Here is a 16,594-nt window from a genome sequence, read left to right as displayed (position 1 = left end):
GGAAAAACAAGGCAATACAACAAGCTGCATGCCGAAACGAAATCAGCGGCGCGCTGAAGCGAGCTGTGTCATGACCGAGGCTGGATCGAGTCGACCCATCGCCTGCATCAGGGTGTAGCTGGCCGAAATCACGTCAAAATCAGTCGAAACCAAATCGCTTTGTGCATTGAGCAAATTGGTCTCTGCCGACAAAACATCCAACAAAGAACGCTTGCCCACCGTGCGCTCCTGACGCGCGATGTTCAAGAACTCTTGCGCCAAGCGAACCTGATTTTGCAAATTCAGTTGGTTGTCTTGGGCCGTTTGCAAATTGCGCCACGCAATAGCGACTTGCTCTTGGACCAGGTTACGGGTTTCATCTTCACGTGCAATGCTCGCAGCAATGTCGTGCTGCGCACCACTGACGGCCGAAGAACCTGCCAGGCCCAAATTGATCGGGTAATTCAGTTGGATTTGAGCGCGGTCATCTTTGACCGTTCCCATCACCCCATCGAAAGCCGTTGCACGACGAGATTCGGCCAGCAACTGCACACGCGGCGCATACTCACGGGCACGCACAGAGGCCATACGGGCTGTCAACGCCTCTGATCGGAATTTACCGAGCTTGATCTGCAAACTATTGGCCTTGGCCTCCTCCAGAGCACTTTCCAAAGATTTGGGCAAATTCGATGCTGTGGGGATTTGCTGCTCATAAGAGAGCTTGGATGTCATGTCACCGAAGACCGCCTGAACGCGGTAATACGCCACACTTTGTGCGCCCTCAGCGCGAACCCGACGGGCTTGCGCCCCGGCCAGCTGGGCTTTGGCTTGCAACACGTTGGACACATAGCCGCGACCTGCAACGACCATGGCGTCTTCAATACGCGCCTGCTCCACGATGTTTTTCTCGGACATTTGGGCGAAGACCAAGACCTTTTGAGCCCGCTGCACCGACAAATAGGCTTGCAATGCGTCGAGCACAACCCCTTGCTTCATGGCCTCCAGGCCTGCCTCGGCTTGTGCCTTGACCATTTCATTTTCTTGAATGCTCTTGGCACTGCGCCCAAAGTCGGAAACCAGCTGCGTCAGGCGCATGGTGTGCGTGAGCGCATTGCTCACCTCGTGCAATTCGGCATTGGGTTTTTCAAACCGTTGGTAGCCTGTAGACGCATTCAATTCGAACTGCGGGGTCCATGCCCGCCGCGACACCTCATCAACCCGAGCGCCGGCCGCACGCACATCGGCAGCTGCCGCTTGCGTACGAGGTGCGCCCTCCAGCAAAGGCACCAATGCCTGAGAAAAGTTGACCGTTTGGGCCGACACCGAATGAAGACCCCAGCATGCGACGGCCAAAATAGACTGAACGAAGTATTGATTCGTTTTATTGGATTGTTTTTTCGACATTCTGAAATCCTTGTGATTTATTTAACAAAATAAACAAAATTGCTAATTCTCTTTGTCATTTTATGGGATAAAAAAAGGCAGATCTAACAAAATCTGTCTGTCCAATGGGCCGATGCGGGCCGATTTTGCGGACCGAAACTGGCATGCACGCGCGCAAGGATTTGGCACGCTGGATCGCTCGGATCGGAGCCATCAAAGGTCAGGTGTGGCAGCCATGCACTCCACTCCACTGGGGTTGGGCAGGACATCGTGCACAGGCTGAGCGGGCGCACAGCCAGCATTTTTTGCCATGCGTGCGCCCCTCAAATTTGCCCAACGTTCAAAAAAACAATTTAACGAAGTACCGGGGTTGGGCTCCGGGCACTTTGGCCATGGCTGCATGCGGCGATGCAACCATGGCCCTGTTTACTGTGGCTTACACAATGAATTCCAAGGTCGCACTGCCCCAGTTGGAAACCAAAACACCCAAGTTGGCCGCAACTTCAATCGGCTGAGTCACCGAGTCAATGCCGGTGTCTGTGCCTGGATTGGTGGACGAATTCCACACATCCCAACGGATGTCTTGGGTATCAACCCACACGCGCATGGCCACGGGAACAGTGTCAAGCGTTGTATTCAAATGGTAGTTTTGAGTCGCTGGCAAGGCCGTCACCGTCAAACCGCCGGCAGCTTCATAGGCCCCCAACAAGTCGGCTCGGGTTGTCAGCAAATCCACGATCAGCTTGTCGTTGGCATCAAAACCCGTGAGATTGATCTTGGGACTCAAAACATCCCAGATCTTCAAGGTCCACGGAGAGGTTTCGGTCGCAAAATTCACGGCAGTCGATCCATTGACGGGCACATTGTTACTGCCCATTGTGACCGTGGGAACAGACAAGACCCCGCTGGCGACCGTGTAGTAAACGTCACTGCCTGCGTCGAACACACCATCTTGATCGGCATCCAGCCAGACTTGTCCGCCTCGAGCCGTCACAAACATCGCGCTGGCAGGCTCCGAGGCTGGATTCAAATCAACGGTGTAATTCTTGGTGACCACCGTGCTTGTGGCCGTGTTGCCCGCCACATCCGTTGCCGTCACTGTGGCTGATACCTGGGTCAGAACGGCCAGTGGGCTTTGGTTCGAGACGACAGGAACAAGGATGGAAAATTGTCCAGTTGAACCCGCCTCTGCCGTGTCCAAGGCGGTCACCAACCCGGTATAGGTTTGGGAACCCACCGACACAGAAACGCTGTCACCAGGGAAGGCGTTGTTCACTTTGCCTGTGATGTAGTTCCCGGTGGTTGACTCCGACAGTTTGATGATGTTGTCTGTCGTGACGTTGTCTATCGTCAAGGTCGGCGTCAGGATGGTTGTATCCACGTTGACCAAATGACCCACCGAGGCATCACTCACATTACCCGCCAAGTCCGTTGCGGTCGCCTTCAAGACATAAGGCCCATCGGTCAAAGCGGTGGTCGGTGTGAATGAAAAGTTCCCTGGCGTCGTTTCTGTGACAGAACCCGGAATTTCCTGCAAAGTGCCACCATTGAGTTTGTAAACCTTGACCGCACTGCCAGCAGCAGCCGAGATCAAGACCACAGGTGTGTTGTCATTGGAATAGCCCCCATCCGGAATATCGACCAAGCCCGCAGAACCGTTCCCATGGTTGTCTTGAACCTTGGTGATTTGAGGAGCGCTCGGGGCAACCCCATCTGTATTCAAGGTGAACACCGACGATTGAACACTTTCACCCGCGCCATTCGTGATGGTGGCGAAAAACTTGTACTGTGTCTGATCCGCCAAATTAAAACGCGGAACAAAAGTGTAAACACCCCCAGAAACAGAGGTCGTGCCTTCAACCAAATTCAGCGCACCCGATCCAATTTGTGCGTAAATCTTCAAAGTCCCCCCTGCTTGGGCATTCACCACCAATGCAGGACGAAGATCATTGGTCAACTGCCCGCTGGACAAATTGCCGACAGAGGCGCTCACATCGTCCACCGCATTGGCAATGGTTGGCGCCGTTGGGGCCACCGTGCTGACAGAAAAGGCAAATGCACTGGATGCGTCGCTGAGGACCCCGGAAGCCTCGGCTTTGGCCGTGATGTTGTAAGCGCTACCACTTGCAGCCGACAAGCCGTAAACATACAAGCCCTGTTGCCCGGACACGGCCGATGCGTCACCCAGATAAGTGCCACCGTTGTAAACCTTGACGATCTGCCCCGCTTCAGCTCGGATGTAGATTTGGGGACTCACATCGTTGGTCGAACCATTGGACACCACATTGCCTGTCACAGGCGCCGTGTCATCCACCACGTTTTCGATCACCGGTGCATTGACGGTGGCCGAGGACACCACCGTGTTCACCGTCAAAGAAAATGGCGTTGAAGCTGCACTCACATTACCGCTGGCGTCCGTTGCGGTGGCCTTCAGGGTGTAGATGCCATTGGCGAGATTGCTGCTTGGTGTGAAGGTGTAGGTGCCCGAGGGGCCCTCGACGGTGGTGCCATCGATCTGGACCAAATCGGCACCCACGGCGCGGTAAATTTTGACCGTACTGCCCGATGCCGCCGTAACGACAACAGAAGGCGTTTGGTCGTTGGTTGTGCCGTTGTTGGGGACAGACTCCAATGAGGGCGCGACATTGTCGTCAGCACGGACAATGTTGGGCGCACCGGGCGCCACCTTATCGGACTTGCCCGAGCTGCCACCGGCTGCGCCAGCCAAGCCCGCAACCCCCAAACCGGCCATGGCATTCAACAACATGGATGGGAATGCGGCTGTGCTGGCTGCCACGCTGGTCGTGGCCGCCACAGCGCTGGAGCTGGCAGCGGCCGATGTGCCTGCGACCGGGGCCATGGCCAATTGAACGCCTGCATCCGACACAACTTCACTGGCCGCCATGCCCGAGACGCCACTTTGGGCCAACAACACATCAGAGGTGCTGCTGGCCTGAGGCCACGTCAGCTCATCAGCCAAGAGGTCTTGCGCTGTCAGCTGAAACTCTTTGACATCGGTCGTGAATAAATTCCTCTCATCTGGGTCAAGGGTGAAAGCCACTTTAGATGCAGTGGGGAGGAGATTTTGCTTGGCCGATGGGTCTTTTTTGGCAGACAACGGCTTGTTCAACTTCGGAAATGGAAATTTCATAAATAGTGTTCCTGAGGATTCAAATAAGGTGCTGATGGATGGGGCGAACGATCAAAATTGCACGCCAATCTTGCGCACCGAACCATCGGCTTGTGGAACCCCCACCACAATGCTCACGCTGCCAGAGAAGTCTGCTGGCGGTGTGCCTGAAATGGCGCCTGTTGCGGCATCGAACTTGACCCAGTCTGGCAATGGTTGGCCATCAGGCTGGGTGGCGGCCACTTGTTTGCCTGCTGGCAGATTGCCTGGCACGGGTACCAAAGCCTTCAAAGAACCATCGCTTTGCACCGACCCACGCAAGGTCATGGCGACGCCAGGAATGGGGCCGGAGGGCGTGATGCCCGAGCGGACGTTGCTGCCACCGGTGGCGTTGATGGTGGTGTTGACAACACCCACACTGGCCGACAAGGTCAAGCTGCCCAACTTGCCAGCACGTTCTTTTTCAACTTCAGGCTCATCGTCTTTCTTGTCCTCGGCAGCGGCTTCTTTCTTGTCGTCACCCGCTTTATCGTCTTTGGCGTCATCCTTGGCATCGGCTTTGGCGTCGTCCTTGGCATCCGCTTTGGCGTCGTCCTTGGCATCCGCTTTGGCGTCGTCCTTGGCATCCGCTTTGGCGTCGTCCTTGGCATCCGCTTTGGCGTCGTCCTTGGCATCGGCTTTGGCGTCGTCTTTCTTATCATCAGCCGCATCAGGCACGGAGCCCGTCGTCTCCTCGTTCTTCATGCTGCCACTGACACTGATGCCAAACCCTACTGATGTACTGACTGCGGCCGTTTGCGTCACTTTGCCAGCAGCCGTGATGTCGGCGGCACCATCGGTTTGCATCTGGGTACCTTGCAAGTTGACGTTGCCACCCGAGGAGACCTGAATGCCACCCGCACCGGCAGAAATATTGGAGCCCTTTTGCTCTGTGGCGTTGTTCACACCCAAGCTCAAACTGCCCTCCGCTTCCTGCGTCTTCTTGGTTTCGACATCACCCTTGTTGTCTTCATCACTCAGTCGGCGCTTTTCTTCGGTGCTGGCTGATGCTGAGGCTTCCAATCCAAATGAAACCCCGCTGCTGGTGCTTTCTGCGGCCTTGAAGTTCACGTCACCACCCGCAGCCACTTGGGCGCTGTTGCCAGCGGCCAAATCGGTGCCAACAAATGTGGCGTTACCACCCGCGGCCACCGTCAAGTTGTTACCCGCCTTGATACTGCCTGTCACGGCCTGCGAAGACCTGGAGTTCTCCACACCTAAACCCAAAGAGCCTTCAACCTTGCTGGTATCGGTCTTGGTTTGCTTGCTGGCGAGTTGGTTTTCCTCATCATCGCTTTCGGTTCCAATGCCGACACTGACAGACAAGGAACTCGAAGTCGACTCGTTTCTGGCCTCCTTGAATGTGACATCGCCACCAGCGGCCAATTGCGCATCACCGCCGGCTTCAATGTTCGTACCTTCAAGGGTCATGTTGCGACCCGCAGAAATGTTCAGAGAACCCCCCGTACTGATGTTCGAGACCACGGCTTCCGAACTGCTTTCGTTGGATTTTTCAACACCCACGTTCAAATTGGCAGCGCTCTTGTCTTTGTCAAAACCAGCAGACACACTGACGGACAAAGAACTGGCCTCAAAGGTATTGCGAGCGGCTTCGATCTTGACATCGCCACCAGCAGCCACGTTGGTGTCACCCGCCACATTGATTTGGGTGCCCTCCAATCGCGTATCGCCACGGGTGGTGATGGTCAAGCCGCCTTCAGAATTCAACGAGCCGACCACCGCATTGGAGCCAGAGCTGCTCGAATTGGCGACATCGGTACTGACGTTGGCTTTCGCATCTGTATTGGCGCCAGCACCAGCAGTCACCTGCACTTTCAACGAGGCTTCTACAGACAGAGAGCTGCTGGAGCCTTCAAACGTATCGCGGGCGGCCTTGAAGTCGAGGCTTTCCGCAGCCACCTGAATGCCGCCTGCGCCAGCATTCAAATTGGTCCCCTCCATGGTGGTTTTACCGGTGGTGTTGATGTTGATCTTGCCACCAGAGATGTTGGCCACGACAGCGGTAGTCGATGCATCACGGCTGTCTTCCTTGCTGTAACCCATCTGGGCTTCAACCCCCGCCCGGACACCTGCACCGGCTTCCGCATTCGCGCTTGCCCCATCTTCAGAGGACGCCTTGGCCGACGCTTCGGCCTTCGCACCCACACCCACCTTCATCGCCATGCGTGCGGTGATGGTTTCGCTAGAAGAAGTGGTTTCTTCGGTGTTGCGAGCGGCTTGGATTTCCAACTCCGACGCGCTCAAATTCACCGCCCCACCCGCTTCGATGTTGGTCCCTTGGAGTACGGTGGCTTCTTTGGAATCACTGTTCACGTTACCACCCACTCGGATGGTGGAAGTCACCGCCTGCGTGCTGCGCGACGAAGTGGAGTCAACTTTGCGCTCCAAAGACATTTCCAGGCCAACCACGGCCTCGCTGTCAGCCTCAGCGCTGGCACCTGCCTCGGCCTTGGCTTCTGCCTTGGGTGAGCCCGTACCCGCACTGGCTTCAGCACTGGCACTGGCACTCGCTTCAGCCTCGGCACTGGCGCCCGCGCTGGCGTAAACACCAATGCGCGCTGTCGTTTCCTCGTTTGTCGTCTTGGTGAACTGGCTGTTTTCTGCAGCAAGACTCTCGATGCGGTTGGCACTCTGGTTGAAGTCGGTCGCGGCTTCGATGGTGGTGCCCACATCACGAATCAGGCCCTGAGCGGTGCGCGAGACACTGCCACTGCGAGAAATGATCGCCGATGTCACAGAGGTTGTAGAACCAGACTCAGTGGTACTGCGAGTGTCTTTGACCTGAATACCAGCACCCACTTTGGCGCCCGCCTCGGCTTTGGCTTCGGCTTTGGCTTCGGCATTGGCACTGGCGCCAGCTTCCGCACCCATGCCACTGTTTCCGGCACTTGCACCAGCCTTGGCGCCTGCACTGGCTTCGGCTTTGGCTTCTGCGCCAGCACCAGCATCCAAGTACAAACCAGCACGGGTCGTACTGGTGCTTTCTTTGGAGTATTCGGTGTCCAGGGCCGCCTCGAAGATCATGTTTTTGGCCTTCAGAGCCACATCCCCTTCTGCCTCGATGGTGGAACCCACTGTACGCAAGGTATCTGTCACATTGATGTTCATATTTCCGCCGGAGCGGATCGCTGAACCTGTGTTCGTCACCTTGCGGGATTCGCTCTCTTTGGTGTCCACACGCAACACATCAACCGTATTGCTGCTGCTGGCACCGGCTTGAGCTCCGGCCTGCGCGCTGGCACTGCCCTCTACAGATGCACCCGCGTTGGCAGACTGACCCGATTGAGAGGCTGACGCGCCGGCTTGGGCTGAACCACTTGCTTCTGCCGAAGCGTCCGCACTGGCACTCGCTTGGTTTTCTGTACTCGCATACAGACCCAAGCGTGCTGTGACCTCTTTGAATGAACGCTCCTCGATGTTCTGTGCGGCCAGCAACTGAACATTTTTGGCGTTCAAATCCACATTGCCTGCAGCATTGAGTTCAGAGCCTTGCAAAGTGACCGTTTTCTTGGCATTGATGGTGACGTTGCCACCCAAATTCAGCTCTGAACCCACACTGCGTTGAGACAGTGAAGATTCGGTTGTGGTCTTGGTTTTGGCCAATGTCACACCCGCTGAATTGGCGTAGCTCGCACCCGCACCTGCCGATGCGCCCGCACTGGCAGAACCGGATGCAGAGGCACTGGCTCCCGCCTCGCCATTGCCAGCAGAGGCTTGTGTTCCGGCTTCAGAGCCAGAACCGCTTTGTGACTGTGAGCCAGCGTACGATCCGCTGCTCTCGCCTCCACCCACATCTTCGATTTGCAAGAAAGATGTTGTTTTGGTGACTGTGGTGCTGCGATCGAGATCCTTGCCCGCCAACACTTGCACATCTGTCGCGCTGATCGCGGTATCGCCTCCAACATTGAGCTTAGAGCCTTGAATGGTCAAGGTCTTCTCAGCTTCTAAATTGGCATTGCCACCAATGTTCAGCGTACTGCCCACGTTGCGGCTGGAGAACGAATTGGTCTCGGTCTCTGTCATGCCGTAAACGCCGCCGCCCACCCCCATGCCCGCCATCTCGGACTTGGTTTTGGTGGTCACGGTGTTTTCACGCGCCACAATGTTCAAGTTGCCGCCCGCCTTCATGTCAGCGTCACCGGCAATGTTGGCATCAGTGCCTGCCAGCGTGATGTCGTTGGCGGCCTTGGCCTGCAAGTTGCCACCGACCGTCAAGCCCGACTTGACCTGGTCTACCGTGGTCTGCGTCGTGGTTTCAAAACCCGCCAATCCACCACCACCAAAGGATTTGGTGGCCGTGGTGGTGGTCTTGTTCTCAATGGTGTCGAAGGTGATCGCATCCCCCGCATTGAGCGAGGCATTGCCACCGGCCGACATTTGCGCACCGAGGTTGGTGATGTTCTTGGCTGCGTTCAGGCTCAAGTCACCGGTCGATTGTATAGATGCTGTCTTGCCAATGGTGGTCTGAAAGCCAGCGTCGTTGCCTGAACCTTCAGAGAAGGTTTTGTTGACAATGCTGCCGCTGGTCGAAGCCAAGCTGACATTGCCCCCCTTGATCGTGCCGGATGTGTTGGTGATGTCGCCTTCAGACGTCACAGCCAAACTGTTTTTACCTTCCAAAGTACCGCCTGTGTTGGTCAACGCGGTGACCTGCAAGGTCATGTCGTCCGCCACAATGTTCGCTCCGCGCTCAATAGAGGCGACGGTTGCAGGCGCCAAGAACACCACGGGCGCCAGAACTTTTTGGCCGTCCACAATGGTTTCCACCATCCAGACGATGTTCTCGGTCAACTTGCCCAACTGTTCCGCTGTCGGCGCTTGACCATAGGTCAGACCCAGTTCACCGGCTTGGGCAACCGCGTTGTCCATCAGGCCCGACATCACCTCGGCCAAGTTGGCCGCGCCATCGAGCAAACCTTGGCCGGTTTGTGCAATCAATTGCTGCTGAACCAAGAAGGCTTCGTAGCTGTCGTCCCCCAGACGTTTGATGGTCTCGTCAGGTTTGAGGCCCAGTTTCTCCGTCAAGTAGTCCGATCCGAGGGTAGAGCCACCCGGGTTGAAGTTGGGGTTGACCTCCACCAAGAACCTGGACGCCGGATTGCGGTTAGGCACAAAATAACCGTTCGGGTTGGCGGGCAGTGTCAAGATCAAGCCGGGGAAAGGCAATGTGGCTTCATTGGCAGCAGCCGTGCCAGGACCTTCAGGCGTGACGGCGGGTGCCAAAGGCGAGCCCTGGTTGGTCAGTGCAAAACCCGAAGCATTGAGCGTGTTGGCTTTGATGGAAGCGCCATAAATCGGATCGACGCTTCGCGTGCCATTTGCCCAGGTTGGAATGCGCCGAGCGTCGCTCGAAGCATCACCGGTCCAAGCTGCACCCGCAGGAACAGAATCCCGGCCAGCGAGGGTATAGACCAAGCTGTAGCTTTGACGCGAATCACTGGCCGAAGTCAATGGGCCCAAGAGAATGTACTTTTTGTAATCTTCCCAATATTCCCTGTACGACTTGGTCTGCAGCGCCAAGTCGTCGTTCAAGAAAGTGGCACCGCTTTGCGCCGTGGCAATGTCAATTTGTTTGGCTTGCAACACGCCACCCAAGTTGCGCGCGTCTGAGAAATTGGCAATGGACAAAATGCCATTGGCCGTCATTTGTGGCTTGTTCAGCGCATCGTACAAGGGGTTGCCCGCAGAGAAATACTGGTCTTCATGCCATGTCTTGGTGTAAATATCCAGTTTGGTCTTGTGCGGGAACGAGTAGAACCCCGCATCTTGCATGGACTTGTACAAATCCAATCGCCCAGTCCAAGCGCGAGAATCACCCCCTTGAACTTGGTTGAGGAAAACGCCTGCAGTGACAGCGATGTTGCCCGCAGCATTGACCTGGCTGCTGTTGACCACCGTTTGGGCCGTAAAACCAATGGATCGGCCTGCATCGATCGTTCCATAAGTCGAGACATCTCGCCCCATCTCGATGAAATTACCGGCTATGTTCCATGCGTTGGTGGCATCACCGCCATTCCAGTTCCTGCCCAGCAAGCGGTAATCCACCAAGCTGAAATCCAACAAGTTTTGAATCGCGCCGTTCGAGCCATCGCCAGCGGTGCCTTTGGCTGTCAGATTCAAATCACGACCGGCATACAAGGCGCCTTTGTTGATCAAATCACCTCGCTCAGCCACCATCGTCATGGTGCCCTGTGCAGCCATGGCGCCCACGTTGGTGTTGTTGATGCTGGCCGCATTGAAGTTGAGGTCACCCCCCGAATAGACCGTTGCACCGTTGGTGAAACCACTGCCCAATTGAACATTGACGGTGCCACCACCTTGCAAATTGCCCCGAACAATGGCGCCATGGTTTTCCAATGTCAGGGTTTCGCCTGTCAGATTGAAATTGCCTGGGGTTTGGATCACGCTGGAAGCTGTCGTCAAACGGGTGTTGGTGACATGGAAGTCGGCCGATTGCAAAATGATTTTGCTGTCGTTGACCAGGTTGTTGGCTGCCAAACTGACATGCCCAGTCGACTGGATCGTGTCACGGTTGGTGACCTGGCTGATTTGCAAGGCGCTGGTTGGCGAGGCGCCAGCTTCAGTGGCCAGGCTGATGATGTTGTCGTTGACCAGGCTATTGGCTGTGACGGAAGTGGACTTGGTGCTTTGAATCACACCCGTCGATGTGTTCACGACATCGCTGGCCACATAAGTGCTGTTGCCCGCACTGAGCACTTTCCCACTGTTGGTCAGTGTGCCTTCGACCGAGATGGTGTCAGCATCCAAGCGTTCTGGTTGCATCGACAACAGAAGGTTGCCCGAGTTGTTCAAGGTACCCACTGCAAGGGCACTGGCGCGCTGGGCTTGGATCTGACCCGCGTTGGTCAGTGTGCCTGCCTTCAGATCTAACTTGCCCGTGACAGTTTGGATACCTTGTCCACCGTCTGCGCTCACGGACATCACGCCCGCACCTTTGGCTTCGAGCGACAGATCGCCTTGGGCCTTGATCTGGCCCTGACCCAGGGTCATGTTGCCTTCAGTGACCAGGCTCATGGTGTTGTCCGAGCCGAGCTTGGTCTGAGGTGCCGTGGTCAATGTGCCTGCGTTAACGGCCAAGTGCTCTTGGGCCCGCCACACGGTTTCGCTCAAAGAAGTTGCACCGGATGTGCTGACCGTCAAGGCATTGCCGGCAAAGCGTTCGTTGTTGCTGACTTGGGGATGGTTGGTGGCCGTATCGGTCAGGTTCTGTGCAGAAATAGCCAGATTGTTGCTGGCGAACAATTGCCCCCCAGCGACCGAGGCATCACCTTGGGTAGCGGCCACTTGGATGTTGCGTTCGGCACTGATGGCCGCATTCGTCAGCTCAATGGCGCTCCCAGATACGGAGGAGGTCACAGCCACATCGCGCGCGGCAGACACCTTGCCACTCATTTCAACTTTACCTGCCGCTGTCAAGGTGAAGTCCGCTGCCGTGGCAGCCACTTCACCCAACATGCGCACACCCACGCCAGCGTCGGTCGAGACCAAGCGAATGGTGTTGGCATACATCCCGCCAAGCAGCGTTGAGTCGATGGCATAAGCCACGCTGCCCACCTGAGCCTCTGTCGCGGTACTGCTGATGACCGTGCTGGATGGCACGCCTTGCTCACCAGAGCTGGCAAATTGATGGGTGGCGGCACCTGCGTAAACACGCAAGTCATTGGCATTGACGGGGCCTTCCAATTTGATGCTTCGAGCCACCAAATTGAGCAACTCGACACCGCTCACGTTCAAGCCCGTGCCCGTGACCAGAATGTCACCGTTTTGCACAGTCACACTGGTCAAGCCACCCGCGTTACCCACATTGGGCATCCCTGTGGTCATCGTCAAGCGATCGGTGTTGATGAAGCCGCAACCTGCACAGGTAATACCATTCAAGTTGGCCACCAAAACATCGGCCTTGGCACCCGCAACTTCAGTGAAGCCCATCAGCGATGAGCGCTCTCCGCCTGCAAGCACTTGGTTCAAAATGATGCGCGCTGACAACACCAAATTGGGGTTGGCCAACAGTTGCCCTGCCAATTGCGACTGGGTGGTCACGCCGGCATTGACGGTGGCGTTGTTCAGCACCAAGCCACCGGCATCCACGTTGAATTTGGAGTAGGTGTTGGTTGACAGGCCCGTGGCACTGGGCGCTGCAATGTTGACCACCGTGGTCTTTTGGTTGGGCGCCATGTACACGTTGGCCGTTGACCCGTTGACCACGGTGGCTGTGGGCAAGGGTGGATCGGCCGCCATGACCAAGGGTGCACCCACAAGCAGGAGACCGGACACACCCGCCACCAAGGTGCTGCTGGCGGCAGAGCCTGCAGAGCGGGCGATTTCAGAAGCAACCGTCCAAAGGCCGGTTTTGTGATTTTTAACAATGCGGTAAATATGGTTCACGGTACAAATCTCACAGAGAATACGAAACACGGACCCAAGTTTGTGGGGCCTCAATGGTCATGGAAGAAGGCAAAGAGCGGGCTTTTGTACGGGAAATGTCCACTGACAGTTTGTCTATCTGTGACACCAAGCCGATGGCATAGCCAGTCATAGAGCCACGTGGCATGGTCACGTCATGGTTGCTGATGCGCCCCATGTCAAAACCCAGGAACAATTTATTTTTGATCGCCACATTGGCCACGCTGGTCTCTGTGTGCCAAGCCAATTCATTGCGCCAGTAGTAACCGATGTCACCACTCATGGCGTTGTTCACAAAGCCACGAACAGAGGAAGTGCTGCCCACCAAGATCTGCTGCGAGCTCAGCAGTTTGTCTCGGCTGTATTGGCCTTTGAAGTTGCTGGTCCAACCCAACTTTTGACCCACCGCGTCAAAACGCCGGTCGTAGTTCACATCCATGCTCAGTTTGGTGAATTCACCCTGAGGACCATCGCTGATGGTGTTGGGAATGGGGGCCAAACCAAAAACCACCTCGGGCTTGATGTAGAAGCTGCCACCGCCGAGCGTCGTGCTGGTTTTGAGGCCGACGCCCATGGTCTTGGCCGTGCGGCCTGTTTTTTGGATGACATCACCGGCGTCATTGACGGTGCGTGTACCCCCTTCAACTTGGCTCAAAGCGGTCACCACCGAGTAGCGGCTGTCTTGATCACGGGCCAGAACCCGTTCGGCGGTCAAAGCGTATGTGGTCGAGTCACCATAGGTTACCATGTGGTTGCCAATGTTGGTTGTAAACCCAGTCGAAAAGTTGGACTTGGCCAGCGACACGCCATAAGTGGCAAAGCCATCGGGCAAGTTCAATGCAACCGAGCTGCTGTCCGACGAAGCGTCGGCGGTATGGGGTGACGACTGACGTGCCGTGACGGTCAAGGTTTCATTCAAACCCAGCAAGCCCCCCACCGCCAAAGTCGCCGATGTGCCATTGACCCCCGTGGGCTCGCTGCCCTGGTTGTCGGCGGAGATCTGCAAATTCACAGGCGTGCTCGCTGTGTTGCGGAACACCACCACACTTTTGCCGGGCTGTGAGCCAGGCGCAATGTCCATCGTCACTTTGTTGCCAGGCACACTGTTGAGCTGATCCACAGCCTGTTCCAATTGCCGGATATTGAGCAAATCACCTGCGACAGCGGGCACGGCCCAACGCAAATTCAAGCGCTTGCCAGCATCACCCTCCACAACGAAGCGTTCAATGCGCCCCTCTTGAACCAAAATTTGCAACACGCCCAGACTCAAGTCCTGGGCGGGCAAGTAAGCACGCGTGGTCGTGAAGCCACGATCAATGTATTGCTTGGTCACCTCGCCCATCAGGTTTTGAATATCGGCCGCCTGCATGCACTTGTTGGCAAAGGGCGCTGACAAGACCGCGCGATCTTCAGCGTCGAGCACATTCGCACCGACATAGTTGATCGTTTTGATGTTGTGGCAAATACCACCTTGGGCGACTGGTGTTTGCGCCGGCTTGATGCTGTTGAGGTCAACCCCGCTGGGTGCACGTTCGCGGTTGGCGCGCTCTTGCTCAAACCGCAAGCGTTCTTGCTCTTGGCGCAACAACAACTCGCGCGCAGCATCCGACGCCTGCGCCCATGCCGCACCTGATGCAGTGACCACGCCCATGACGGCCAACAACATCGCCAATGGCTTCATTTGAAATTTCATTTGTATGTCCTGAATGTTTTGCTATGGATGGATCGGGTTCAGAAAAGCCACAGACCCTTGACCTGCACACCTTGGCTGTTGAAGGTACGGCGATGCTCCAGATCGAATTTGAGTTGCAAGCTCGATGACTTGCTCATGGCCATCGATGTCGAAGCACCGAAATGCAAGGCAGTTCTGTCGACGGGTGCCGCTTTGGTCACAAACTGCAAATCAGCAGTTTCTCCGGTGTAGCTGGCTTGCACATCCATGTTGTTCAAGCCGCTATCGCGCGACACCGAACCTTGCAAGCTCAGGAAAGTAGGACGACCGAGTAACCGGCTTTCGGTGCTGTAGCGCATGCCCAGTTGGCCGCGGGTGCGGTCATAGTTTTTTTCTTCGATGCGCAAACTCAAGTCGCCTGCGCCAGTTTCAGTGCGCAGTGGCTGGTGCACGCGAGCGGACTGCAGGCTGGCGAAAGGCGTCAGGACAGACTTACCGTCCTTAAATTTGATGCGGTAGCCGGCACCCACACGGACATCAGAACTGCTCAGCTTCACGGCATCTTGTGCGGTGCGTCCGACCGCTGTGGCACGTGTCCCTTTCACATCCGATTGCCCCCAAGCCATGCTCATCTCGGCGTAAGCTGCGCCAAATTCTTGAGTGCCATAGAAGTTGAATTGGTAGTTGTTGCTGTTGGCGGAATCTGAGGAACGGAAATCGTTTTGCGAGATGGTGCCGCTGCCCATGCTCAAGGCACCGCCGAGCCAGCCCGTGGCCACAGGGGCATCAAAGCCCATTGTCAGACCCATCAGTTTGGCCTCGAAGCCGTCATAAGAATTGAGCGCTGACTCGTGGGTGAAGCCCGACTGCTTGCCCAGCTGCGAGAAGCCTTGCAGCCACAAACTCTTCTTGGCCTCTTTGGCTGAGCCGACGACGCCACCACGCAAGGTGTTGAGGCGATCGTCGGTTGTGGACTTCATGGTGTCACTGGCAGACAGAGCTGACAGCACATAAGCGTTGTTGGCAATGGGCGCCAGGCGCTTGCTTTGCACCGCCAAATTGGCAGCCGTGTTACCAAAACCGTAGTCATTGATATCCAAGCGGTCAATGACAGTGACCATATCGCCACGTTGGCGGCCTTGATAGGCAATGCTGCTGAGCTTTAAGGCGGCACTGTTTGAAAAATGTCCTCCCACGTAGTCAACCGCCTTGGCGATGTAAGCATCTTGGGCACGGTTAGCCGTGTATTTGACCAACCAGTATTGGCTGGAATCTGATGAGGACCTGTTGTCGATCAACTCCACCTTTGAATCAATGACGTAGCTGTTGTCACTGACCTTGTTGCCTGAGGGAAGTTGTTCAGTGTTTAAAGCGCTGGCTCCTGACTCTGGCCCACCAAATGCTGTGGGTTGAATACCGAAAAGGGCCGAAGTTTCCGTCACCAAAGCGTTGGCCCGAATCAAGGAAAAAGTTGAACCGTTTTTCAAGCTTCCACCGAGTTGGAGTCCATACTTTTCACCTGCATTCAAATTCAATGTTCCCACCTGCAAGGCAGAAGACGCTGACGTGGATACGCCCGTGTTTGCAGAGCGCAGTGTCTCTGGAACAATTTGGAAACCCAAACCGGCCCCTTCTGCCTTGAAAATTCCGTTGACGCGTGACGTGTTGGAGTTGATCTGCAAAACAACGCTAGAGTTTTCCAACGTCAAGTTGCCGCTGAAGACCGGCCCCGTAGGCCCTTGAAGCCGCCCTGTGAGACCGTCTGCGACAGTCTCGTTGGTGCTGACGTTGCCTGAAAAAACCACATCTGCGGCAGATGCCCCAGATGTTGCGAACAAGGTGACGATGGCCATTGCGCAAAGACTCAATGGGAAACCAATCGGTTGGGGGCGGTTCATTCACTTCTCCTGAAATCTATAGACATAATTGTCGACAACACTTCTTTA

Annotated in this window: 5 protein-coding genes; all 5 read right to left on the bottom strand. The window is 56.0% G+C overall.

What is annotated here, in order from left to right; genetic code table 11:
* Positions 1 to 42: 42 nt before the first annotated feature.
* The 5 genes from ACHEXK_RS01975 to ACHEXK_RS01955 all read right to left on the bottom strand — a co-directional run bounded on the left by ACHEXK_RS01975 (position 43) and on the right by ACHEXK_RS01955 (position 16,546).
* Positions 43 to 1,383, bottom strand: coding sequence for a TolC family protein (locus tag ACHEXK_RS01975; protein WP_416547577.1), 1,341 nt, complete (start codon positions 1,381 to 1,383; stop codon positions 43 to 45).
* A gap of 415 nt (positions 1,384 to 1,798) precedes the next feature.
* On the bottom strand, positions 1,799 to 4,513 hold the full coding sequence (locus tag ACHEXK_RS01970) for an Ig-like domain-containing protein (RefSeq protein ID WP_416547576.1): 2,715 nt from the start codon (positions 4,511 to 4,513) through the stop codon (positions 1,799 to 1,801).
* Between the two features lie 51 nt (positions 4,514 to 4,564).
* Positions 4,565 to 12,958, bottom strand: a complete 8,394-nt coding sequence (locus ACHEXK_RS01965) for a hemagglutinin repeat-containing protein (RefSeq protein ID WP_416547575.1) — start codon at positions 12,956 to 12,958, stop codon at positions 4,565 to 4,567.
* A 10-nt stretch (positions 12,959 to 12,968) separates the two neighbouring features.
* Positions 12,969 to 14,669: a ShlB/FhaC/HecB family hemolysin secretion/activation protein gene (locus ACHEXK_RS01960; RefSeq protein WP_416547574.1), complete on the bottom strand. Its 1,701-nt coding sequence runs from the start codon at positions 14,667 to 14,669 to the stop codon at positions 12,969 to 12,971.
* A gap of 38 nt (positions 14,670 to 14,707) precedes the next feature.
* Positions 14,708 to 16,546, bottom strand: coding sequence for an autotransporter outer membrane beta-barrel domain-containing protein (locus ACHEXK_RS01955; protein WP_416547573.1), 1,839 nt, complete (start codon positions 16,544 to 16,546; stop codon positions 14,708 to 14,710).
* Positions 16,547 to 16,594: the final 48 nt, after the last annotated feature.

Origin of the sequence: Limnohabitans sp. DCL3 (genome assembly GCF_048019295.1) — a bacterium.
Classification (GTDB): Bacteria; Pseudomonadota; Gammaproteobacteria; order Burkholderiales; family Burkholderiaceae_C; genus Limnohabitans_A.
Note: the sequence above shows the minus strand (reverse complement) of the source record. Positions and strands in the feature narration are given on the sequence as shown.